The sequence below is a fragment of the Allobacillus saliphilus genome (genome assembly GCF_018138385.1).
GTDB classification, from domain to species: Bacteria; Bacillota; Bacilli; order Bacillales; family Alkalibacillaceae; genus Allobacillus; species Allobacillus saliphilus.
Window position 1 is genome coordinate 1 of the sequence record NZ_JAGSIE010000021.1, and the last position, 22,378, is coordinate 22,378.

At 39.1% G+C, this 22,378-nt stretch carries 29 protein-coding genes, 1 tRNA gene and 2 riboswitches; of the genes, 9 read left to right on the forward strand and 21 right to left on the reverse strand.

What is annotated here, in order from left to right:
* Positions 1–126 precede the first annotated feature (126 nt).
* Positions 127–202, reverse strand: a tRNA-Ala gene (locus KC820_RS07520).
* Between the two features lie 167 nt (positions 203–369).
* Between KC820_RS07520 and KC820_RS07525 the strand changes: the two genes are divergently transcribed.
* Complete coding sequence (locus tag KC820_RS07525) at positions 370–792, forward strand: hypothetical protein (RefSeq protein ID WP_212369886.1); 423 nt, start codon at positions 370–372, stop codon at positions 790–792.
* 45 nt (positions 793–837) lie between these two features.
* Here the strand turns inward: KC820_RS07525 and KC820_RS07530 are convergent, their stop codons facing one another.
* Positions 838–1,140 carry a hypothetical protein gene (locus KC820_RS07530; protein ID WP_212369889.1) on the reverse strand — a complete coding sequence of 101 codons (303 nt, stop codon included), beginning with the start codon at positions 1,138–1,140 and terminating at the stop codon, positions 838–840.
* A 218-nt stretch (positions 1,141–1,358) separates the two neighbouring features.
* Here KC820_RS07530 and KC820_RS07535 point away from each other — a divergent pair, with 218 nt between their 5' ends.
* From KC820_RS07535 to KC820_RS07545, 3 genes are all read left to right on the forward strand, one after another.
* Positions 1,359–2,756 (forward strand): sodium/glutamate symporter, encoded by a 1,398-nt coding sequence (locus tag KC820_RS07535; RefSeq protein WP_212369892.1) that lies wholly within the window; start codon positions 1,359–1,361, stop codon positions 2,754–2,756.
* Positions 2,757–2,799: 43 nt separating this feature from the next.
* Positions 2,800–2,900, forward strand: a riboswitch (guanidine-I (ykkC/yxkD leader).
* Positions 2,901–3,002: 102 nt separating this feature from the next.
* Positions 3,003–3,338, forward strand: coding sequence for a DMT family transporter (locus tag KC820_RS07540; protein WP_212369895.1), 336 nt, complete (start codon positions 3,003–3,005; stop codon positions 3,336–3,338).
* A gap of 2 nt (positions 3,339–3,340) precedes the next feature.
* Positions 3,341–3,655 (forward strand): DMT family transporter, encoded by a 315-nt coding sequence (locus KC820_RS07545; RefSeq protein ID WP_212369898.1) that lies wholly within the window; start codon positions 3,341–3,343, stop codon positions 3,653–3,655.
* Between the two features lie 67 nt (positions 3,656–3,722).
* Here KC820_RS07545 and KC820_RS07550 read toward each other — a convergent pair whose 3' ends face one another.
* The 5 genes from KC820_RS07550 to KC820_RS07570 all read right to left on the reverse strand — a co-directional run bounded on the left by KC820_RS07550 (position 3,723) and on the right by KC820_RS07570 (position 6,805).
* On the reverse strand, positions 3,723–4,274 hold the full coding sequence (locus KC820_RS07550; RefSeq protein ID WP_246065362.1) for a hypothetical protein: 552 nt from the start codon (positions 4,272–4,274) through the stop codon (positions 3,723–3,725).
* Positions 4,275–4,328: 54 nt separating this feature from the next.
* A complete protein-coding gene (locus tag KC820_RS07555; RefSeq protein ID WP_212369901.1) occupies positions 4,329–4,745 on the reverse strand; it encodes a DUF1801 domain-containing protein in 417 nt (138 codons plus the stop codon).
* 129 nt (positions 4,746–4,874) lie between these two features.
* Complete coding sequence (locus tag KC820_RS07560; protein WP_212369904.1) at positions 4,875–5,348, reverse strand: hypothetical protein; 474 nt, start codon at positions 5,346–5,348, stop codon at positions 4,875–4,877.
* A 342-nt stretch (positions 5,349–5,690) separates the two neighbouring features.
* Complete coding sequence (locus KC820_RS07565) at positions 5,691–6,197, reverse strand: DUF1648 domain-containing protein (protein WP_212369907.1); 507 nt, start codon at positions 6,195–6,197, stop codon at positions 5,691–5,693.
* A gap of 32 nt (positions 6,198–6,229) precedes the next feature.
* On the reverse strand, positions 6,230–6,805 hold the full coding sequence (locus KC820_RS07570; RefSeq protein ID WP_212369910.1) for a hypothetical protein: 576 nt from the start codon (positions 6,803–6,805) through the stop codon (positions 6,230–6,232).
* Positions 6,806–6,903: 98 nt separating this feature from the next.
* Here KC820_RS07570 and KC820_RS07575 point away from each other — a divergent pair, with 98 nt between their 5' ends.
* The gene (locus KC820_RS07575) at positions 6,904–8,058 is read left to right on the forward strand and encodes an MFS transporter (RefSeq protein ID WP_212369913.1); all 1,155 of its coding nucleotides are present in this window, start codon (positions 6,904–6,906) and stop codon (positions 8,056–8,058) included.
* Positions 8,059–8,362: 304 nt separating this feature from the next.
* Positions 8,363–8,818 carry a hypothetical protein gene (locus tag KC820_RS07580; RefSeq protein WP_212369916.1) on the forward strand — a complete coding sequence of 152 codons (456 nt, stop codon included), beginning with the start codon at positions 8,363–8,365 and terminating at the stop codon, positions 8,816–8,818.
* A gap of 308 nt (positions 8,819–9,126) precedes the next feature.
* Here KC820_RS07580 and KC820_RS07585 read toward each other — a convergent pair whose 3' ends face one another.
* The 3 genes from KC820_RS07585 to KC820_RS07595 form a co-directional block, all read right to left on the reverse strand.
* Positions 9,127–9,540 (reverse strand): hypothetical protein, encoded by a 414-nt coding sequence (locus KC820_RS07585; protein WP_236782568.1) that lies wholly within the window; start codon positions 9,538–9,540, stop codon positions 9,127–9,129.
* On the reverse strand, positions 9,537–9,746 hold the full coding sequence (locus KC820_RS07590) for a helix-turn-helix transcriptional regulator (RefSeq protein ID WP_212369919.1): 210 nt from the start codon (positions 9,744–9,746) through the stop codon (positions 9,537–9,539). The genes KC820_RS07585 and KC820_RS07590 overlap by 4 nt, the downstream gene beginning before the upstream one ends.
* Before the next feature lie 323 nt (positions 9,747–10,069).
* On the reverse strand, positions 10,070–10,516 hold the full coding sequence (locus tag KC820_RS07595) for a cupin domain-containing protein (protein WP_212369922.1): 447 nt from the start codon (positions 10,514–10,516) through the stop codon (positions 10,070–10,072).
* Positions 10,517–10,940: 424 nt separating this feature from the next.
* Positions 10,941–11,051: riboswitch (SAM riboswitch) on the forward strand.
* A 94-nt stretch (positions 11,052–11,145) separates the two neighbouring features.
* Here KC820_RS07595 and metX point away from each other — a divergent pair.
* Positions 11,146–12,195 (forward strand): homoserine O-acetyltransferase MetX, encoded by a 1,050-nt coding sequence (gene metX / locus KC820_RS07600; RefSeq protein ID WP_212369925.1) that lies wholly within the window; start codon positions 11,146–11,148, stop codon positions 12,193–12,195.
* 14 nt (positions 12,196–12,209) lie between these two features.
* Positions 12,210–13,526 carry an O-acetylhomoserine aminocarboxypropyltransferase/cysteine synthase family protein gene (locus tag KC820_RS07605; RefSeq protein ID WP_212369928.1) on the forward strand — a complete coding sequence of 439 codons (1,317 nt, stop codon included), beginning with the start codon at positions 12,210–12,212 and terminating at the stop codon, positions 13,524–13,526.
* A 379-nt stretch (positions 13,527–13,905) separates the two neighbouring features.
* Here the strand turns inward: KC820_RS07605 and KC820_RS07610 are convergent, their stop codons facing one another.
* The 6 genes from KC820_RS07610 to KC820_RS07635 all read right to left on the reverse strand — a co-directional run bounded on the left by KC820_RS07610 (position 13,906) and on the right by KC820_RS07635 (position 18,069).
* Positions 13,906–14,268, reverse strand: coding sequence for a hypothetical protein (locus KC820_RS07610; RefSeq protein WP_212369931.1), 363 nt, complete (start codon positions 14,266–14,268; stop codon positions 13,906–13,908).
* Between the two features lie 12 nt (positions 14,269–14,280).
* Positions 14,281–14,466, reverse strand: a complete 186-nt coding sequence (locus KC820_RS07615) for a hypothetical protein (RefSeq protein WP_212369933.1) — start codon at positions 14,464–14,466, stop codon at positions 14,281–14,283.
* A gap of 15 nt (positions 14,467–14,481) precedes the next feature.
* Positions 14,482–15,411, reverse strand: coding sequence for an AEC family transporter (locus KC820_RS07620; RefSeq protein WP_212369936.1), 930 nt, complete (start codon positions 15,409–15,411; stop codon positions 14,482–14,484).
* 252 nt (positions 15,412–15,663) lie between these two features.
* Positions 15,664–16,647: a ring-cleaving dioxygenase gene (locus tag KC820_RS07625; RefSeq protein ID WP_212369939.1), complete on the reverse strand. Its 984-nt coding sequence runs from the start codon at positions 16,645–16,647 to the stop codon at positions 15,664–15,666.
* 22 nt (positions 16,648–16,669) lie between these two features.
* Positions 16,670–17,611 (reverse strand): ring-cleaving dioxygenase, encoded by a 942-nt coding sequence (locus tag KC820_RS07630; RefSeq protein ID WP_212369942.1) that lies wholly within the window; start codon positions 17,609–17,611, stop codon positions 16,670–16,672.
* An 11-nt stretch (positions 17,612–17,622) separates the two neighbouring features.
* Entirely contained in the window at positions 17,623–18,069 is a 447-nt protein-coding gene (locus tag KC820_RS07635; RefSeq protein WP_236782569.1) for a MarR family winged helix-turn-helix transcriptional regulator, read from the reverse strand.
* Positions 18,070–18,220: 151 nt separating this feature from the next.
* On the opposite strand from KC820_RS07635, the gene KC820_RS07640 reads away from it, so the two are divergent.
* A complete protein-coding gene (locus tag KC820_RS07640; RefSeq protein ID WP_212369975.1) occupies positions 18,221–18,394 on the forward strand; it encodes a hypothetical protein in 174 nt (57 codons plus the stop codon).
* 52 nt (positions 18,395–18,446) lie between these two features.
* Here the strand turns inward: KC820_RS07640 and KC820_RS07645 are convergent, their stop codons facing one another.
* The 5 genes from KC820_RS07645 to KC820_RS07665 form a co-directional block, all read right to left on the reverse strand.
* The gene (locus KC820_RS07645; protein ID WP_212369978.1) at positions 18,447–18,602 is read right to left on the reverse strand and encodes a hypothetical protein; all 156 of its coding nucleotides are present in this window, start codon (positions 18,600–18,602) and stop codon (positions 18,447–18,449) included.
* A 17-nt stretch (positions 18,603–18,619) separates the two neighbouring features.
* Positions 18,620–18,940, reverse strand: a complete 321-nt coding sequence (locus tag KC820_RS07650) for a hypothetical protein (RefSeq protein ID WP_336511031.1) — start codon at positions 18,938–18,940, stop codon at positions 18,620–18,622.
* A 283-nt stretch (positions 18,941–19,223) separates the two neighbouring features.
* Positions 19,224–20,474 carry a cytosine deaminase gene (gene codA / locus KC820_RS07655; RefSeq protein WP_212369980.1) on the reverse strand — a complete coding sequence of 417 codons (1,251 nt, stop codon included), beginning with the start codon at positions 20,472–20,474 and terminating at the stop codon, positions 19,224–19,226.
* A gap of 125 nt (positions 20,475–20,599) precedes the next feature.
* Positions 20,600–21,382, reverse strand: coding sequence for an alpha/beta fold hydrolase (locus KC820_RS07660; RefSeq protein WP_236782570.1), 783 nt, complete (start codon positions 21,380–21,382; stop codon positions 20,600–20,602).
* Positions 21,383–21,504: 122 nt separating this feature from the next.
* Positions 21,505–22,053 carry a recombinase family protein gene (locus KC820_RS07665; RefSeq protein ID WP_212369982.1) on the reverse strand — a complete coding sequence of 183 codons (549 nt, stop codon included), beginning with the start codon at positions 22,051–22,053 and terminating at the stop codon, positions 21,505–21,507.
* Positions 22,054–22,378 lie beyond the last annotated feature (325 nt).

Sequence of the window (22,378 nt, forward strand, 5' to 3'; positions counted from 1 at the left end):
GACTATGTGCTTACCGCTACCAGGTCACACTCGGGACTTTCACCCGTTAGAATTCACCCATGCCGGGCAAACTAAAAAACTCAAGCCATTTCAGCTTGAGTGTTGTGATATGTATATAATAATTTTTGGTGGAGCCAAGGGGGCTCGAACCCCTGACCTCTTCACTGCCAGCGAAGCGCTCTCCCAGCTGAGCTATGGCCCCGTTTGTAATTCCACAAATGATTATATCATAGAATTTTTGATTGTAAATGACAACTTGGTGAATTTAAGATCTCCAACCTCATTATACATATTTTAGAAAATTCTGTTCCTGTTGCAGGAATCACAACAGTTTAAATGGAATAGGTATATACGGTTGGAGTGATTTCGTTGCTAGAAAAATTCAAACAGAATTGGTTACTCATTGTAAGTTACTTGCTGATTTGTGCTTTCATTTATGAAATTTGGGTAGCCAATCAATTTTATCCATATATTTATGATTACATAGTCAGCAAGAACGAAGTAGTCGTTAAAAATGGCACAGGCCAAATTGTTTGGGGACCTTATGAAAGAATCCCCAATGAAATGGCCCACGAGGATGAGTTAAGAGTTTCTTTTTTGGTGGTTAGCATTGAGCGAACACTTTTAAGTATTATCTCTATTTTGCTGCCGATTCCTTCTACCATTAAGACAATAAAAGAAAAACCTACATCGATGAATCAATTTGGCTTAATCGCATTATTCATCGTCCTGGGTTATTTGATTTATCTCTATGTAGGTTATGTGTTTGATTTACAACCGTATTTATATTGACGGATAAAGATATTCAATCATCTTTAACACGATTTTATAATTAAATTATTGTGTCCAATGAATCATCGTAAATACGATCCAAAATAAAGTAATTCCTCCTACTAAAAATGAAAAACCAAAAAAGACACCGAATTGGATATCTCTAATTTTCTTTGATGATACAAAGGCAAAACCTAAGCCAATGGCAGCTAAAAATAAAACGACGCTGATTGTTGAAAACACAGATAGATAAAATAATAGACTCACTTCAATCAACGCATTCATCAATTGAGCGAAAGGCTGTGCACCTAACCCAAGGATTGCCGCTAAAATCATTAACGACCAAACCACTTTTAACTGTTTAGACAACTTATTGACCTCCTGTTAGCTTTTCATTTCAACCATCATTCTACCATAGAACATAAGGAAAATCGCCCACCGTAATACTTCCTAAATAAGAACACACCTTCAATTGTTTGATAACAGCGAATGATCTTTCCAATCACTCCCTAACCCGTTTCGGTTTGAATGGGAGGTTTTCGGGGAAGAAACAAGTTAGATTATCAGCAAAGAAGGGAGTATGGGATATGACCCCCGAACAGATTGGTTTTGCGTTTTTATATTTAGCTATCTTTTTATTGGTTGGTAAGTGGGTTCGTGTACATGTTGAGTGGTTGCAGAAATTATTTATCCCCTCATCGATTATAGGAGGATTTTTGGCGTTATTTCTTGGTCCACAAGTATTAGGTAAAATTATGGGAAACTTTGTCGGAGAAGATTCCTTTTGGGCAAATGGCCTTATGACTGAAAGCATTTTAGAAGTTTGGACCGCTTTGCCTGGTTTAATGATTAATGTCGTTTTTGCGACTTTATTTCTTGGCACAGTTATTCCTGGCTTAAAGCGCGTCTGGAACTTCGGTGGACCTCAACTCGCTTTTGGTTGGACAATTGGCTGGGGACAATATGTCGTCGGTATTTTATTGGTCCTCTTAGTATTAGGACCACTATTTGGTGTGCCTCCAATCGCAGGTGCACTAATTGAAGTCGCCTTTGAAGGTGGTCACGGAACGGCTGCTGGTATGGCAAATACGTTTGAAGAAATGAACTTCCCAGAAGGTTATGATTTATCGATCGGGTTAGCGACAGTTGGGATTTTGGCAGGTGTCATTACAGGAATTATTTTAATCAACTGGGCCGTTCGGAAAGAAAAAACAAGAGTCATCAATGATGTTCACGGATTTAGTGAATTACGCAAAAAAGGTATCATGGAATTTGAGAACCGTGAACCAGCAGCTAAGATGACATTACGTCCGGAATCGATTGAACCGTTATCTTTCCATTTTGCTATTGTTGGTTTAGCTATTTTAGTAGGTTATTTAGTATTGCAATTATTTATTTGGCTTGAATCCATTACATTTGATGCAGGATTTATGACGTATATTCCACTTTTCCCATTAGCAATGATCGGTGGTATTATCGTTCAGCTATTTTTCAACAAGTTAGACCAAGCGGAAGTCATCGACCGGAAAATGATGAATCGTATCCAAGGTTTTGCTTTAGATATATTAATCGTAACAGCTATCGCAACTGTATCCATTGACGTGATCGGGGAATATCTCGTGCCATTTTTATTACTTGCTATCGTAGGGATTGCGTGGAACATTCTTGGGTTTATGTTTCTTGCTCCACGAATTATTCCATCGTATTGGTTTGAGCGCGGTATTGGCGATCTCGGTCAATCAATGGGTGTTACAGCCACTGGCTTATTGCTTATGCGCGTGGCCGACCCAGATAACGAATCACCTGCATTTGAAGCATTCGGGTATAAACAGCTCGTTTATGAACCGTTTCTCGGTGGAGGTTTAGCGACCGCATTATCTGTCCCGTTAATCTTCCAATTTGGTCCGTGGCCATTCCTCATATTTGCTATTGTGATGTGTCTCATTGGCTTATTCGTCGGGCTGTTCTACTTTGGTAAGAAGTAATGGTTTGATGCAAGTGATGAATTCATGTAAAATAAAGCAAGATATGAATGTTTTCTAGGGTTCCGTGGATATTTTATATCCAGACTGGTCCGAGAGAAAACACACAGTTTTTCTGTGACACGGAGGGACAAAAGCCCGGGAGATGCTGAACGATCAAGTCAGCGATCTCGGGCTTTTTATTATGTAAAATTCCTTCATACATTGTGAAAGAACTCGTATTTGTTGGTAAAAAAGGTGGTTTTTAAAATGGGAAAAGATTGGATGAAAGTACTCATCGCGGCTTTCTTTGAAATTATGTGGGTCGTTGGGCTAAAATATGCCGATTCAATAATTGAATGGTCACTGACGGTGATCGGAATGATTGGTAGCTTTTATTTATTAATTCTTGCTGGTAGAAACCTACCGATCGGAACGGTTTATGCAGTTTTTGTCGGTATAGGAACAGCAGGTACTGTACTTTTGGATTTCATTATCTTCGGAGAGCCATTTAGCTTAGCGAAAGTGCTATTGATTGGATTGATGCTCGTTGGCATTATAGGACTTAAATTAGTTGAAGACGAAGAAGGAAAGGCGGTTGAATAACGATGGCATGGATTTCCTTAATTTTCGGTGGGTTATTTGAGATGGTTGGCGTGATGATGATGAATCTCGTTCAACAAAAACGAAATATACGCTCGGTACTTTACCTTGCTGCCGCCTTTGCCGCTAGTTTTTCCTTGCTTGGACTTGCCATGAAGACACTGCCGATGGGTACCTCTTATGCGGTTTGGACTGGCATTGGTGCAACAGGTGGAGCGATTATGGGGATGCTTTTTTATGGTGAGTCGAAAAGTAAGAAAAGAATCCTTTTTATTTTCCTCATTATTTGTGCGACGATCGGATTACGTTTAGTATCGTAAAATATGGAATGACGTAGGGCTTCTATTTTCAGTTGTGGTGATTACTGGCATATAGGAGCCCTATCTATTATTTCTTCCATATTTCTTTATATTTTTCTACATACTTTTCGTTTGTTTCGACTTCGATTAGCTCGTGGACAGTTCGTTTAATCTTTTCACAAGGTTGCTGATCATATAGATTTCGAAGCCCTTGCAATAAATCTGAACGAATGAGCGCGCAATTTTTCTCTTGATGACAATGCTTGAACCAGTCGGTAAGGTGCTCTAGCAACAAATCTTTTTGCTCCGAACCAGCTAAACCAACTCGCCATATCGATTGCATGCTATGCCTTTTTGTGATGAATTTCGGATCTCTTGTCGTCACTTTCCACAGTTGTGCAAAATCATCAAGAATTCTTTTCTGTGGATCGCTAATGGCTAAGTGTGCCAAGAGCTGAGCACTGCGAGAACGTATGTGAGCATCTCGGTTCGATAAATCCTGTACGATATCCTCCCATACCTCATAAGCCCAATCCACTTCTTGCTTTGTCATTTCCAAGAGCTCTTGATAAGCTTCGTATTGTAAATCCCATTCATCTGATTGTAAATTGACAAAATAGGCGTGCGTTAACACATCCACAAATGATTCCTCCATCTATAAAGCTAGTACACTATCTTTAAATTATTTATATTTTTATTCGTAGCGTTCTTTCAAAAAATCAATCGATTGATTAATTAATTGTTTAAGTACATCTGTATCGATATCTTGTAGCTTGTTTACATAAATACAAGCCTTGCCTGCTTTATGCTTTCCTAACTTCCCGAGTAGTTCATCGCGCTTGGTATTGCCTGTCGCTAAGTAGAGCGAGAATCTTGCCTTTCTTGGTGAAAAACCGACTAACGGTGCATCACCTTCATGGCCAGAATCATATTTATAATGATAAGAGCCAAATCCGATAATACTCGGCCCCCACATTTTCGCTTCATAGCCTGATGTTTCCGTAAAAAGGTCGAGCAAACGATACGCATCTTCTCTTTTTTTCTCATTTTCTACACTTTCAATGAATTCGATGACACTACGATCGTTTTCCTTTGTTTTCAATTCATACATAGCAATTAGCTCCCACTCTAGTTTTCTTAATTATTATTTTAACATAGATTTTTTTCTACTATTATGAATTAACGGAATTAACTTTTGATTATATGTAAAAAAGGAAGCCACCACGGGCCCCCTTTCTTTTTAAAAACATTGGAAAGAATCAATTCGTTTTAGATCGATTCCAAAATAGGCCCAATAAAAGCCCATCCAGCGATAGCCGGCAATGGATGTTCTACCGACGAATGTTGGATAATACCAGAACTGTTGTCGGTTATTCAACCAAACATAGGTATACCGGTAAAGACATCCTCTTATGCCACCTGGGTCTACAGCATAGACACCTGCTTGTTTCTGAGTAGGTGTAAATGATGGTGGCGGTGAACTTGGTGGGCCATCTCCTCCCCCTTGACCTGGCGGTGGTCCAAATGGTGGTCTTCCTGGTCCCCCACCAGGCGGTCCGAATGGTGGGCTCGGCGGTCTACCTCCTTGACCTGGTGGCCCAAATGGTGGTTGGTTCCCCCAATGTCCAAAACCGAAAATTCCTTGTAAAAAGTCTCCCCACTGCCTTTCATCATCAGGATGTGGATAAGGTCTTCCAAAGTTTGAGTGGTTCATTAATCAATCATCTCCTCAATTGCTAGGCTTACATCATCCTATGCATTGAGGAAAGCTTCGTCACCTTGTACTTCATAAAAGAGGCTAGTGCCCTATGTCGGATTTTTGATTGGAAAATATTCGTTCATGTGTCTTCTTTTAATAATCTATTAAACGTAGCCTCATGAAAGACGTCGAATTTTCTTACGCAGACATCGAATAACTGCTTGCAGCCGTCGAATTCTGTTCTTTAGCCATCGAATTATCTTTCACAGACATCGAATAACCGCTCCTAGCCATCGAATCTTCCTTCCCAGACACCGAATAACTCGGTATCCTTCACCCTCTATAATATTTATAATGTTATCGAATTTTTCGCTGTTTCAACATACCAATAATAATCGGCACAAACGCACTAACAGTTAATAAAATAAACAGCCATGGACCTAGTCCTTCTGTCCACTCCATCGCAATTGACACCGACTCAATTAAAATCAATGAAAATATCACTAAAGATAGATTCTTTATTAGATTAATCATTTTACGGCTATTGATGTAAAACTCACGTGCATTCATTTCATTAATTCGCTGAGGATAATTATGCATCTCGGGATGTCGTTCAAACAATTGCATTAATAATAAAATAAAAAGGCCAATTCCTGGTAAAATGAATAACTCAAACTTGGACCCCCACCGATCCACTTCGCCACTGGCGTCATAGTGTGCTGGCACTTCGTCAGGCAAGTCTCCAAAAACTAGTCCCAGAAAAACCAACGAGCCAAGAAAAGCCGAATAGCCAACAATATCCCAAATTTTTTCGCTTGCTGTTTTTGGGATGTCTAATTTTGGTCGATAGTCTTTTTCAATCATCGTTCTCTCCCCCACCTATTAAATTTGTTGAATCAGCAGATTTTTCTTCCCGTAATGTCACTCATTATTTTACAAAAATCATTCCATTGTTCAGGATATTGGTTGTCACCAGACCGCTTCAAGTTTTGACGGTTTCGGCTTCTATACAAAATCACTACCCATTGCTGTCCATCTAAGATTTGAGCGTTGGAATAACGTCTTTTCCAATTTAAAATATCGACCGACCACAGCTTAATGCGAATATCTTTTACTTCATCGTTTGTTAATTTCCTATGAAAAGAATCTTCTTCTATATAACTATGGCTCAACGCAATTGTTTGATTTATGAAATCTATTATAATATTCGTGTGTCCTTCAGAAAAACCGCCAATCGTCATTTCCAACTGATCAATTTGCTCATAAGCATGAATGATTAGTTCTTCTCGGTTCCACTCTTTTTCACAATTGCGGCAATGATATTCTGGTGAATTCGGCATCACTACACAGCCACCCAATATCACTTTCCCTTCATCCGCTTCACTTGCTAAATGATAATCAGGTTCACCGTATACGATTGGTATGACATCTGTTGAGTCACACGCTGGACACTTGCGATCATTAACCGCCATAGACATTCCGCCTTTTCATTTGAAATTATGTTTCTGGAAACTCCCTTGAAAATGAGTTATATTAATTTAGTCAATCTAATTAAAGGATATGTGATTTTATGTCAGAACAACAATCTTTGACGCCATTGAAAGCTTTGTTATTTGCCTTTCATGCAACCAATACGATTATTATTAGTTATCTACCATTATACCTCGCCGAACGAGGATTAACAGGATCAGAAATCGGAGTTGTGTTAGCGGTCGGACCTCTTGCACAAATTATTTCCCAACCTTTTTGGGGCTATATGAGCGATAAGCATAAAACGGTTAAACGATTTTTATTGATCTGTATTTTCGGGTTAATTATTTTCAGTTCAATTTTCTTAAGTGTCACGCAATTTTACTTACTTATTTTCTTCGGATTTTTATTTTATTTCTTTTCAACACCAATTGGCGCACTCGGTGATAGCTTAGCGCAGCGGCGTGCAGATGATGTTGGTGTTTCATTCGGAACAATTCGTACTTGGGGTTCTGTCGGCTTTGCGACATCTTCCCTCGCCATAGGACTCGTGCTCACTATTTACGGTGTAGAATATATGATTTGGCCTTACTTGGCTTTCGCATTCGTCGCTTTATTCGTTACTTTCCGAGTGAAAGATGTGAAAGTTGACCAAGAGCCCATCAGTTTCAAAGATGCAGCTAGCCTATTAAAATATAAGCCATTTATCTTCTTTCTATTTTTCATGATGTTTTTGACGGTATCACACCGTGCGAATGATAGTTACATCGGTTTATATATTGCGCAGCTAGGCGGTTCGAACTTTAACGTCGGCGTCGCTTGGTTTGTCGGCGTCATCAGTGAGGCTATTGTATTTTTCTTTGCAGGAAAATGGTTTAGAAAATATCACACGTTGATTTTCGTAATTTTAGCGGGAATCATCTACACGGTCCGTTGGTTCTTATTTGCTCTTGTCGATGATTATTGGATGATTATTGGGTTGCAATTCTTGCATGGACTGACGTTCGGTATTTTGTATTTGTCTGCAATGGACTACGTCACACGACTCATACCGCGTATTTTGCAGTCTACCGGACATCTTCTTTTCTACGCCGTTTTCTTCGGTGTATCAGGAATCATCGGCTCCCTGCTTGGTGGAGCAATTATTGACCAATATGGTGGATCGACATTGTACTTTGTATTAGGATTCATCGCATTAAGTGGCACAATCCTTATGACACTTTACCACCTCTTGCCTTACGGGAAAAAAGCATAATAGATGAAAAATCTACTTTTTTTGTGAAGTGGATCTGATTCGGTACTGCATCTTGCACTATAATAACAGTACAAAAAGTTTATAAAGCGCTTGGGTTTTTAATATCCCAAGCGTTCTTTTTTATATTAGAGGAATTCGTTACTCATTAATAAAGATAGAAAAGTTATTGAGATTTGCTAGCATAAATAAATGAAAATATTGGCTTAAACTTCAAATGAAGGTTTAAGCCATTTTTACCATTATAATACTTTATATGTTTTAATAAGAGTAACTATATGATTATGATTAAAAAAGGAGAGATGATTTGAAGAAAAAGATTCTGATTACAGTGCTTATTGTGTTTATTGCGGTAGCATGGTTCATAAATGATCAAAGTAAATATACTACATATGAATCAGCAATATCTGAATGGTCAATCGATCGTAAAGGAATAGTGGAAGTTGAAGTTGAAATTGATGACAAGCGAAATCACAAACTGGTGCATTCAAATTCCCAAGAAGTAATTCAAAGCATTATAGAGAAACCTAAAAAAATGGAGCTTAAAGAAACAGATAAAACTCCTTCAATTGATTATTTAATCACTATTAGAACTTCGACTAGTACTTATTCCGCTGCGAATGGTAGTTATTATACCATCGCATTAGGTAAAGAGTTTGTTCATTTACCCGACGCTGCGTATAAAGTAGTAGGAGAGAATAAATTATATGATATTATTGAGAATACTGATTTTAATTGGGAAAGCAAACGTCCTGGACATTAGTTGAAATGTTACTATTCAACAGCTCTGGGAGCGCCCAGCTTGATGGTAGATTTATAGGAGATTCTTTTTTCGTCGAGAGGTTTCCAATGTTTAGACATGAAAATAGTTAATTAGAAAACGACGTTGAAAGACTCAATCTGTTAACATAGAAGTTAATCCCAATAATTGAATACAATTTCTCCAACTGTTTTCGGCTTCCAAAACACAAGTTGTTCTAATTCCGCTTGGTGCAATGTATTTTCATTTTCAAGGATGATGTTTTATTCATGCGCAATGAGTGTGTCACGACTGCGCAAGGTTGGTGAAATTTAATTTTGTCGCTTTGTACGCAGGAAATAAATATAAATTGATGGTACTAGGAAACTAACAAAGACTATTCCTCCTACAAGTATTCCAGTTGAAATATCACCTGTAAAGGTAATTAAACCCCCAAATACAATGGCAATAATCGCACTTACAATCACTGAAATGACCAGTCCCTTTTTCGGAGACTTTTTACTTGATTCATGATCTACACTGATCCCCATAGACAAGTATGCGGAAATAACTCCTGTCAAAATAAAAACATACCATAACGGATTAGCTGTCATTCCATCCATTCCTTTGGTGACCAAATCATACCCTAATATACCAATAATCGCAATGTTCTCAAATAAGAATAAAATCCTGATGTTCTGTAAGTTTTGCAGTTTCAATCGTTCATCTTTAATTTTTTTGATCATTCCATTCGCTCCTCCTTCTCTACCCAGAATAATTCATCCAATGACTTATTTACGACATCACAAATCGAAAGACACAATTTTAAAGTGGGATTATATTTTCCTTTTTCAATTAAACTAACTGTCTGACGGGTGATGCCTACTTTTTCAGCTAGTTGCTGTTGGGTTAATTCCCTTTGAATACGAGCTATCTTCACATAATTTTTCACTTATATAATCCCTCCTACACAGTGCTACTGTAACATATAAATTACATAATTCAAATTATACATTACATCGTATTTATGAAAAAGCGCTAATCCTTTCGATGGAAAAGCGTTTTATCAAAAACTTTATTGATATTTTCGAACTTTCTCCACAGAAACGGAACTACTTAGTCTTATAGCGCCAATTTTTCATTTCTAACGGGCCTGCCAAATCAAAGTAAAGGTTGCTATTGAACATTGATAATTCGAAAAATATATGTAACGAGAAACGCACTTTGCATGTGCATTCCTCTAGGTTTTCAAATGATCTTTTCGTGCACCTACATTTAATACCCCTGTTCTGATTCCATCGCATTTAACTTTGTTGCATGCACAGTTCCATAGGGATGCTCAGGCGGCGCATAAATTGAATACAGTTTTAATGGAACTGGACCGATGTTTGTCATGTTGTGCCATTTTCCTGCTGGTACCATCACCGCGTCTCCTGGTCCAACTTCCGTACAGAAATCTAACTGATTTTTATGTTCGCCTATCTGCACGAATCCATGCCCTTCTTCTATCCGTAAAAACTGATCCGTGTTTGGATGGATTTCCAAGCCTATATCATCACCAGGCATAATTGCCATTAACGTTACTTGAAAAAACTCTCCCGTCCAAATGGCTGTACGAAATGTTTCATTGGACCGGGTAGCTCCGGCAATATTAACGACAAATGGATGACATCCGCAATCAAACGTCGAATGGCTAGGTTGCTGTGGGTATCCGTAATTCATAAACCAACTTCCTTTCAAAAATATATTTCAGTTTAATCTATGCGAATAACCATTTTGGTGATAATTTGCTTGCGTCCTGTTTGTAGGACTGTTTGCAAAATTTCTAAGCTGATCGAGGCGATAGACACCCTCTATACGACCTTTCGCGAGATATTTACAGTCGTTCGGGCGTATAGAGAACTCCTATAAGACTTTCCACCAGATTTCTACAGCCGTTCGGGGGAATAGGAGGCTTCTATTCGACCTTTCACAGAATTTCCACTTCCACTCGGGGGTATAGAGGGCTTCTATTCGACCATACATGAGATTTCCACGATCGTTTGGGTGTATAGAACACAGAAAATAATTTCTCACTTTACGCGTTGACACTTCCCCTTCATCGTGCTAACATATCATTTAACTCAAAAAATTAATATTTTTCAAACTCTTATCTAGAGTGGCTGAGGGACTGGCCCGATGACGCCCGGCAACCTTTAAACAACGGTTTTAAAAGGTGCTAATTCCAGCAAAGCAAATCTGCTTTGAGAGATGAGAGGGACCAAAATGTCGATATTGTATATTCTGGCCTCTCTGCTCAAAGCAGAGAGGCTTTTTTAATACCGTTACATGTAAACGAAAGGAGAACATCAATGACAAAAACTGTTCGACAGGGATCAGTTTCCATTCCAAATTTTAGATTGGAAAGTGGTGAACAATTTGATGAGATCCACCTAGCCTATGAACAATGTGGCCCAATCGATGCGCCGACCATTCTTGTTTGTCATGCATTGACTGGAAATCAATTTGCAGTAGGGACTGAGTCCAATCCTGGTTGGTGGCGTGGATTAATTAAAGACTGTGGGTATATTGATACGTCCTGTTATCAAGTAATCACATTCAATGTTTTGGGTGGTTGTGATGGCTCAACGGGACCGAGTTCATTGCAATCGAATGGTGAACCTTACCAGAATCAATTCCCAACACTGACCGTTCGCGATTTGGTTGAAGCTCAATTTGTTGCACTTAATATTCTAGGCATCAATCAATTGAAAGCGGTCATCGGTGGCTCACTCGGTGGAATGCAAGTTTTGGAATGGGGAGTGATGTATCCCGACTATATGGAAGCGATCTTCCCCATCGCCATGACACCTGTTTTTTCTGATTATGCGATTGCGTTTAACCATATCGCGAAGCAAGCCATCCTACGAGATCCTGCTTTGAAAAATGGCGAACAACCAAAAGATGGATTGCATCTGGCACGGATGGTCGGCATGGTCACTTACCGTCCGGAAGAATTATTCAGTAAACGATTTTCCAGGCATCAACAAGAAGGTGAGTATGACGTCGAATCGTACTTGGATTATCAAGGTGAAAAACTCGCCAAACGGTTCAATCCATATAGTTATATTCGGTTGTTGGAAGCGATGAACGGACACGATATTACACGTGACCGAGGGAGTTATCAGCAAGTACTCCAGCAATTGAATGTGCCGATTTTTGCTTTGGCGTTTCAAAAAGATCTTCTGTATCCACCAGAAGAAATCCGCCGCTTTGTGACCGATCTTGAGGAAGCAGGTGCCTACGCTGAATTCCACGAGGTTGAAACAATCTTTGGCCATGATGGATTCTTGGTGGAGTTTGAAAAATGGGGACCCTTTATTCAAGATAAATTAACATCTTTAGAAACAATTAAAAATTAAAAGGAGCGATTGACATGACTGAAAAGAATTATCGTTTAGAAACTGTGAGTATCCATGGAGGACTTGAAGCAGACCCAGCTACCGGCTCACGTGCTTTGCCGATTTATCAAACCAATGCTTACCAATTCAATAATACGGAGCATGCGGCAAACCTGTTTGGCTTAAAAGAACAAGGATTTATCTATACACGAATCGGTAACCCGACGGTCGAAGCATTAGAGGAGCGCGTTGCTCAGTTAGAGAGTGGCGTTGGTGCATTGGCCCTTTCCAGCGGGATGGCTGCGATTACGACCGCAATTTTCAACGTAGCCGAAGTTGGCGATGAAATTGTATCCGCCTCAACCTTATATGGTGGAACATACAACTTATTTGCGACGACGTTCCCGAAACACGGTATAACCACACGATTCGTCGACCCGAAAGATCCAAAGAATTTCAAAGAGGCCATCACACCGAAAACGAAAGCCATTTTTGCCGAAACAATTGGAAACCCAGGATTAAATATTTTAGACATCGAAAAAGTCGCTGAAATCGCACATGAAGCTGGCGTGCCACTGATTATCGACAACACGTTTGCAACACCTTATCTGTGCCGTCCAATTGACTTCGGCGCTGACATCGTCGTCCATTCGGCAACCAAATGGTTAGGTGGAAATGGCACATCTTTAGGTGGAATAGTTGTTGATGGCGGAAAATTTAATTGGAATAACGAACGTTTCCCTGGATTCACTGAACCGGACCCGAGCTATCACGGTCTCGTATATGCTGAGGCGTTGCCTGAGGCGGCATTTATCACAAAAGCACGCGTGCAAGTGTTACGTGATACCGGTGCAGCGCTAAGTCCATTCAACGCTTTCCAAATTGCACTCGGCATCGAGACACTTCATGTCCGTCTAAAAGAACATATTGCAAACACCCGAAAAATCGTTGACTATCTGGAAGCTCACCCAGCAGTGGATTGGGTGACGTATCCGGAGCAAGAGAACCATGAATCGGTTGAACTGGCGAAAAAGTATCTACCAAAAGGCGCAGGGTCTGTCGTCATCTTTGGAATTAAAGGTGGGTACGAAGCGGGTGCAGAAGTCATTAACCAAGTAGATTTGTGGTCGCACTTAGCAAATGTCGGCGATGCGAAAAGCTTGATCATCCACCCTGCCAGCACGACCCATCAGCAATTAAACGAAGAAGAACTGAAATCCTCTGGCGTGACGGAAGATTTAGTTCGTCTATCTGTCGGAATTGAACATGTGGATGATTTGATTGACGACTTGAAGCAAGCCATTGCCAAGGCTACAGGGGTAACATCCAACAAGGAAACGACCACTGTATAATAGAATTTTAAAAAACGACAGCCCTTATCCCGGGTTGTCGTTTTTCTATCAACTAACTTTCACGATTCTTATCTACTTCGTGTATATCCGATATTTTCTTGTGCATGTCACTTAATAGATATAACCCTCTAAAGAGGCATCCGACAATAATTCCGAAGCCTACAATTCCCCCGAAAAGTGGCCCTAGCATTAAGATTAGGTATCCTAGGATTGCACATGAAATAATCGATAATAATAGATACATCGATACCCTTCTTAATCAACCATCAGATCAAAAATCATTTCTGGATTAAAAATGAAATAAATTCCCACTATGGCGAGTAGAACAGCGAGAACAATCACCACTTTACTTTTCATTAAGTGACCCCCAGACAAGGACTTATAGATACATACGAATAACGCTCATTGAGATGGCAAAAATAGCGGAACAGATGAATATCCAAACGAGTTGGATCTGCACAAAAAGTTTTTTCACACTACGATGTTCGAAACTTGCAACGCGTTTTGCAACCTTGATATGAATCGGCAAGAAATATAATGAAAATAAAAACCCTCCAGAAAGAGCGATGCTCAACAAAGTCACGAACCCACTTGAAGTTGCATCAGCAACGATATTTCCAATAATAAAGAATGGTACGCCTGCCCATATAAAATAGGTCAAGATCAGTAAAACAGCTGCTATGACGACTAACATATAGTTCTTTTTCAATACGTGTAAATAACTTTGAAAATAAATACTCATTCCGCCCCACCCCTAGTCAGCTGATTCAGTCAGTTTTGTCGCTCGTGTAATGGCTGAAAACGTCAAAATAGAGGTCAATACAACGAAGAAGACCCAATTATCATTTCCTCGTCCAGCCAAAAGAATCCCTATGAATGCAGCGAGCACCGCAGACGATTGAAGTACAAGCCAGGTCGTATCTGTTAAAACTTTTTTCATTATTTTCACCTTCTCTTATCCAAATAGGACTTCAGCAGCATAAATCACCACACCAACAGTCAAGCTGCTTAGTATGGTCGAAACCAAGACAATCTGTCCGGCTAATTCTGGATGATGATCGAATTCCAGGGCGAATTGTGCGCTATTTCTTGAAGATGGGAAAGAACTGGCGATAAATAATGATTGTGCAACAATACCATCCAATCCGAGAATAAAAATCAGCCCTAAAGCTATAGCCGGTGAAACAAACAGTCGTCCAACAATCGACATCAATAGTAGTTTACTAAACTTTTTAAACTGGACGTAGGCAAGCTGTGCACCAAGCGTCAATAAAGCGATTGCCAAAAAAGCATCCGATAAGTTTTCTAGCGGTTGCCAAAGCACATTTGGGATGTTAATATTCAATACTTTCAAAAACACACCCAACAACAAGGCATACAACATCGGAAGCTTCAAAAATTGCCCGAATGCAGCCCCTTTTCCTTTCGCATGAACGGAAACTGAATTGATTAAACCATATGTATAGGTAATGAAATTTTGAATGAGCATCACGATAATCTGGATCGTCATCCCAAGTGGATGTTGGTGAAAAATCATCTGGCTGACCGGGATTCCGTAATTTCCGGAGTTAATCAGCACCACACTATTTTTGTAAACTGCCGACATTCCCTTATCGAGTTTCAGTAGTTTTACGACAATATATGAAAATATCATCAGTAAAATGGATAAAATCCCTTGGAAGAACAAGACATCGAAGAGAATACTTAAGTTGATTTCACTTTCATAAATATTAACGAACGCAACAACAGGCAATAGTAAGTACGTCAGAATTTTTGATAACGTTTTTAAATCCAGAGTGAATTTTCGTTGTAACACCGCACCAACTGCAACGAGTATCAACAGCGGTAAAATGATGCCCATGATAATATCAAACAAAATTTGCATGATTGATCCATTCCTTCGTCGTTCTCCCATAATACTACCATAATTTAGTTTCTGAGGTTAGGCATGTTGGAATGATATGAGCCCCAAGTAAGTACTATATATGCCTGTAAACATCTATTTGAATCCACTTCATTGTTTTATGACCCTCTCAGAGGAAAATATGAGTCCAACTCAGAAAAATATGTAACCAATCCGAAAATATATGCGCCTTACCTCATAATAAAAGAGCCCAACACCATGTTGGGCTCTACCTTATTCGTACTCTTTTTCGAACGTTTTCGTGCTTCTAACCGTATCAATCGGGCGAACCATTTTTTCAATTTCGTCACGTTTTGGTTCTAGTTTTGGTGGTAATGCTAACTTTTCACCGAGTGTTTCATATGGTTCATCGTCCATAAATCCTGGTCCGTCTGTCGCAATTTCAAACAAGATTTGTGGTGCAACTTGAGCATATAACGAACCGAAATAAAATCGCTCAACGAATCCAGAGTTCGGTAGTCCAATTTTTTGGAAATGATTAATCCAGTCTTCTAAGTTTTCTCTATTTGAAACACGTAATGCAGCGTGATGAACCGTTCCGTAACCTTGTCGATGTCTTGGTAAGACCGTGTTGTATTCAACAATGATTTGTCCACCATTTCCACCTTCACCTGTTTCAAATAGATGAAATGACCCTTCTTTGTCAATTTCCTTGAATTTCAAAACTTGTTCCATCATTTTCTTGAAAAATTCATAGTCATCAACGCGGACAACAATTGGTCCTAAACCCGTAATCGCATATCCCAATGGAATCGGGCCGTCTTGCCAAGGTGTTCCAGGTGCAACACCATTGTCGTTTTCATCAGAAATCAATTGATATTGTTGGTCATCAAAGTCTACGAACGGAAGGATTTTCTTGCCGAATTGTTCCTGAATTCCTTGATGTTTTACCTCTAACCGATCAAAACGCTTCACCCAATAATCAAGTGCTTCGTCACTCGGTACGCGGAAGGATGTTCTAGCGATTTCGTTTGTTCCATGCTGTCCCTTAGGAATCCCAGGAAAATCAAAAAATGTCATGTCTGTCCCTGGATTCCCTTGATCGTCTGCGAAAAATAAGTGATACGTTTGTATATCGTCTTGGTTCACGGTCTTCTTCACAAGGCGCATACCTAATGTGTACGTGAAAAATTCATAGTTTTTCTCCGCACTACTTGTAATGGCTGTTACGTGGTGCATTCCTTTTAATTGTTCCATTAAAAAATTCCTCCTGATATTTCTATTTCGATAGCTTTCTTACCTCAATTGGAAGTAAAGTTTCAGTTAATTGATCACGATAAGATTCATACTGAGATGGAAGCTTTAATTCACTACCAAGCTCATCTCTATTTTCATCAATCATAAAGCCTGGTGAGTCGGTCGCCATTTCGAATAAAATTCCTCCGTGCTCTTTGAAATAAATAGAATGAAAATAGTTTCGATCTTTAACTTCCGTCACACCAAACCCTTTTTGATATAAATGTTCTTGCCATGCTCGTAAATCGTCATCATCATTTGCTCTCCAGGCAATATGGTGCACTGTTCCAACACCCATCATGCCTCGGTCACCTGATGCCATTTTTACGTCAATGATGTTTCCGATATCTGCTCGTGACTGGTAGCGGATATATTCTTCATTCGCATCGATTTCTGTTAAACCCATATGATCTTCAAGTAAATTGGCCGTTCCTGTCGGATTTGATGAATATAAAATGCTTCCTCCAAATCCTTTAATGGCCATTTCAGATGTGATGCCATCGAATTTCCAAACACTATTTTCTCCGGCCTCTCGTTCAACGACTTCAAGATGAAGTCCGTGTGGGTCATCAAATTGTAGATATTTTTCTCCAAAGCGTTCCGTTTCTGTAAATGAGATTTGAAAGCTTTCAAGTCGGTTTTTCCAAGCTTCCAATGATCCTATCGGTACAACATACGTCGTCACCCCTACCTGGCCGTCTCCTATTCTTCCTTTGCGGCCATTCGCCCAAGGGAAGAACGTAATAATCGTACCTGGACTTCCTGCTTCATCACCGAAATATAAGTGATACGTACCTGGGTCATCAAAATTTACTGTTTTTTTGACTAGTCGTAAACCGAGCACACCTGCATAAAAATCAACATTCTCTTGAGGATGACCGACAATCGCTGAGATATGATGAATTCCACTTGTTTGTTTTTCCATATACATGTCTCCTAACTTAAATTTTGTGCATGTCGCCCGAGTTTTTTCAATTGCTCAATGAGCTGTTCTTTTTCTTCAGCGTTCAGTCCTGCAAAAATCTCTTGTAACCCTTTTTTGTGTGTTGGAAATACATCAACCATAAGTGACTTGCCTTTTTGAGTGATTGTTGCTAATTTTATGCGACGATCATTCGGGTGTAATTTTCTTTTAAGTAATTCTTTCTTTTCCAACTGATCGACAACATACGTTATACTGCTGCTTGCAATCAAAACCTTTTCACCGATTTTCTGAATGGGTTGGTCCCCTTTGTTATAAATCAATTCAAGTACTGCAAATTCAGTCGGATTCAATCCTAAATGCTTAATATCTTCAATGACACGCTTTTGTATAGCATCTAACGCACGCGTCAAGACAACAAAAAGCTTTAATGATAATTCCTCGTCTCTTTCTTCTATCAAATCAATCACCTCTTCTAAGTCTCTAATTCATTTATCTCGAATTAATACTAATTATATAAAATATTGTGGAGTGATACAACTATTATGCTTCTTTAATATCCTTACTATTTCAAAGCGGTTCCATTACAATGAAGTAAAGCGGGGAATTTAAGTGAAAGCAATTGGAATTATTTTAATCGTCCTTGGTGTAATCGGTATTCTTCTAGGTTCTATGATGTATGGTGATATTGGTATTGCAGCCATTATCGGAGCAACTGCCGCGTTGGTTTCGGGAATTGGGTTTTTACAAGTCAACAAAGCATTTCAACAATTGTCTGATCGATGAATGCATTAAAAAAACCAGCTCTGCCACTTTGATCAGCGGAAGAGCTGGTACTTTATTTTTTCAAAACAGAAATGATTTTCGTTTGTTCACCTGTTTGTTTTCGAATCTTTTTTCGAGCTTCAGCCGGTGTTCGCGCATTTAACTGTTTCGTATGCGACTTCCCGTTCGCTTCCATTTCTACGACAAAACATTTTTCTCCACATCTCATCGTCAACACCTCACGAGCTATTTTGCTAGAATTTCAGACTTATCCGGTTTTTTGGCAAGGATTGCACAGACCATTCCTATCACTGGGAAAATCAATGAAACTAGTAATACAGGCGTGTAACTGTGAAATAAATCAAAACCAACACCGAACGGGAGCGGTCCTAAAGAGAAGCATAAAACGGTCATCGTCACACCGACACCGTTAATGCTTCCGCTATATTTTCTACCGAAGTAATTCGGCCAAATAACATTTAAACTAATTCGCTCCAACCCATTGGCTGTACCCCATATGATACCAAATAGAATCGCCATAAAGAAGTTATTTGTTACGAGCAGCATTAATAAAAGGATAGGGCTAGAGTGGTTAGCTCGAATCTCTGAGTAAACCTTTTAAATTCGCAGATAGAGTTCGATTTTGAAGCGTTACCGTTGATTTGAGCACTTCTATTCGATGGTAGAGATCAATTTTTGGGCGCTTCCGTTGAATAGAGCGCTTCTATTCACAGGTAGAGCATAATTTGTTGCGCCCTATCTTTGATTAGAGCACTTGTTAAGCAAACGGAAGTCAGATCGTTATCCCGCAGCTAAAAAAATCCGAACGACATATTCGTTCGGATTTAAATTAATCCATTTCGATATTCATTTTTGTTTCTGCAGGTTTTGTTTCGACGATAATTTCGCCTTCTCGAATGGAATAAAGCACTGGAGCTTGCGTTCGGATTGCTTCATATTCAGATTCTGAGTCAATGACAATTAAGTTCGCCTTGTTTCCTTGCTCAATTCCGTAGAGCTCTTCGATTCCTAATGTTTTCGCTCCGTTGATAGTAATGAGGTTTAGAGCTGAAACGATGTGATCATAATCAGTCATATGACAAGCGTGCAAGCCAATTTCAGTGACGTGCATTAGATTTCCGTCTCCGAGTGGATACCACGGGTCCATGATTGAATCCAAGCCAAAACTGACATTGATGCCTTCGTGAAGCATTTCTTTTACTCTCGTTAGTCCTCTTCGAACTGGATAATCGTCGAAGCGACCTTGCAAGTGTAAGTTGGCTTTCGGCAGGGCAACGAAATGAATGCCTGCTTTCTTTAACGTTTGGAAAAGCTTATACGTGTATGCATTGCTATAGGAAGCCATAGCTGTTGTATGACTTGCTGTTACGCGATGGCCGATTCCTCGTTTTAGAGCTTCTCCAGCAAGAACCTCTAAGTATCTGGATTGGTCGTCGTCAATTTCATCACAATGAACATCGACGAGTTTATCGTATTTCTCAGCTAATTCTAATATCCGATGAACAGAGCGAACGCCGTCTTCTCTTGTTAGTTCGTAATGTGGTATACCACCGATTACGTCAGCTCCCATTTCTATTGCTTCAATAAGAAGTCTTTCCGCATCAGGTTTCGTATAAAGTCCCTCTTGTGGCATAGCAACGAGTTGAAGATCGACCCACGGCTTAATTTCTTCTTTAACTTCCAATAGAGCTTTCATACCTTTTAACTCTGGGTCACCAACATCCACATGCGTTCGTACATGTTGAATCCCATGTTTAATTTGCATTTTTAACGCATTTTTGGCTCGTTGTTTAATATCTTCAATCGATTCATCGACTAACTGTTTTCGTTCCGCCCAAATTTCGATCCCTTCAAATACAGAACCTGTCTGATTCCAGCGAGGCGTACCAGCTGTCAACGCATAATCGAGATGAATATGTGGCTCCACATAAGGGGGCAACACTATTTTCCCCTTAAGATCAATCGCGCTTTCATCTTGTTTTTGACCTTCTGAAGTTGAAATTTTTTTGAACCTGCCGTCTTGAATTTCAATATCCCAACGACCTTCCTGACCATATAGTTTGGCATTTGTTAATAACATACAATCATCTCCTAGTTCATCTATCATTTTACTTGGCATCATGCTAGCATATCTTGAATGATTACCATTAAAATGAGACCGCGTTATCAGAGAAGCAGTCTATGTCGTTGTATAAAAAGGTTGTCTTAACTACAAGCTTTAAAAAATGAAATCGAATGCTTGTTGAATTCGTTGGCTTGGTCGATATTACATACGTGACCACAATTATCTAAAACAATTAGTTGGCTTGTATCATGATCTGCTATATCTCTTTTCAAAGTTTCCAAAAACAAGTAATCCTCGTCTCCCATGATATATAAGGCGGGTTTCTTTAATGGTTTTCCCTTAAACTTCCGTAGAAGCGGATTGATGTCCTTTGTTAGCTTGAACCATCTCAAAAATTCTTTTTGATAAATTTTCTTTGCCTCACGGATAAATAAGTTTCTGGACTCTTTATGGTACTTACTAGGCATAATAATCAATGCCAGCATTTTATAGATCCATGTGAAAGGTACAACGTGCTTTAATAAATTCCCGATTTTAATCAATGTATTTGAACGGATATTCATCTTCGTAATGGCGCCTCCCATTACAAGACTTTTTACCCGTTCGGGATGTTTTTCGGCAAGAATTCGATTGATGATTGTCCCTAGGGAAACACCTACAAAATGAGCCTCTTTTATCTTTAGATGTTCCATTACTTCAATGACATCTTCACTTACTTTATCAAAAGAGTAGTGTTTTAATGGTCTTTTTTGATTAATATCCTTTGAACGTCCGTGTCCTCTTAAGTCGAGCATAACAATATTGAAATGTTTTTTAAAATCCTTGATTTGGCGATAAAACGTTGCGGAGCTTCCACCCGCTCCGTGTACAAATATCACCCATTCAGTTGAACTGTCATGTTCGTAAACTTTATGGTATAACAAGATATTCTATCCCCGATCGTTTTGGTTTATCTTTTTCAAGCTGAAAAACTCTATATTTATCTATGAAGTTTGTTCCAATCAATCGTTGAGCGATTTCAAAATATATTATCCCTTATTTGTGCTTAGTTACGCTCATCAAGATAGCGATATAAGGTCGATTTGCTGATCCCAGTTTGTTCTTTGATTTCTTGTAAACTGAACTTCTTACTATCATATAAGCTAAGTGCCTGTTTCACATTGGCATCTGGTTTTCGAGGACGCCCAGTGCTCGCTCCTCTGCTCTTGGCTTCATGAAGGCCTTTTCTCGTTTTCTCACTAATTTTTTCCCGTTGAAAATTAGCCAATCCACTTACTAAATCGAGCAGCTCATATTTCGTCGTTTCGCTCGTATCTATTTTTTCATCAATCGTTTGAATGAATGCACCTTTTTGGTGTATTTTTTCAAGTAATTGAGCAAGAGAACGAATAGAGTCTGCTAACGTAGCAAGTTGAGGTACGACTAATTTATCTCCCTCTTTTAACTCATGAATTAGTTGGTCCAATTGGTGCTCTTCATCGTTTAATTGTTCACCTTCGACAACAATTTCTATACAATTTTCCTGTTGCAATAGCGCCCGTTGTTTTTTATAATCTATATTTATGTTTGCTTTACGCAAATAACCAATAATCATTTATATTTTACCTTCCCAAAAGCCATTTCCTTTATACTAACACAGCAAAAGGCCTTATAAACATTCATCTGTCCAACTACACAAAAAGTTCATTTTCGATTAAAAAACATTCCCAAAAACGTTCCCTTTTGAAACAAAAAATGTTAAACTATCTCTATTGCTTTTTTATCGAACGGAAAAAAGCCACAAATAATAAAGTAGGAGTAGAGAAAATTGATAGAGAAAATAAAAACATCTTGGTTTTCAAACGTACGAGGAGATATTCTCGCCGGTATTGTCGTAGCATTGGCTTTAATTCCAGAAGCCATTGCTTTTTCTATTATAG